At 57.5% G+C, this 452-nt stretch carries 1 protein-coding gene; it reads right to left on the bottom strand.

The features are described from left to right. Positions 1–114 precede the first annotated feature (114 nt). Positions 115–452 (bottom strand): hypothetical protein (locus EII11_RS10635; RefSeq protein WP_205649296.1); only part of this gene is annotated, 338 nt, incomplete at its 5' end.

The raw sequence follows: 452 nt of genomic DNA, 5'->3' as shown, positions 1-452 counted from the left end.
CCACCTGGCGTAATTCTCTTTCAAGGGCGGTGTTTGCCCCACGCGCGTGCTCAACAAAAGCACGCAAAGCCTCAGGACGGGCACCGACCTTTCCGCCCCCGTTATGACGGCCCGCTACACGGGAACGAATACGGGGAGAAAAACCGCCTCAATCTGAGGCGGTGAATAAGGCAGGTCTGTGAAAGGAGCCCACTGGTCCACCCAGCGGTTAAACACCCCTTCCTCTTCTTGGCGCAGGCTGTCCTGATAGGCCTGTTCTAGGCGGGCTTCCTCACGCTGGGCAGCAGCAATCACGTCGCGCACTTGCTCTGCGACCTCGTCCAATGCGTGAGCTAAACGCACTCTGTCCTCAGACTCTAAGCGGCAAGCATCAGCAAACAGTAACGCGTAGGCCCCATGAAAATCCTCTAAAGCAACTTCAACACTATTCCTACGCCCCCACCCTTGAGCAC

Source organism: Schaalia canis (assembly GCF_003858455.1).
Taxonomy (GTDB): domain Bacteria; phylum Actinomycetota; class Actinomycetes; order Actinomycetales; family Actinomycetaceae; genus Pauljensenia; species Pauljensenia canis.
The sequence above is the reverse complement of the archived record's forward strand: the minus strand, read 5'-3'. Positions and strand labels throughout refer to the sequence as shown.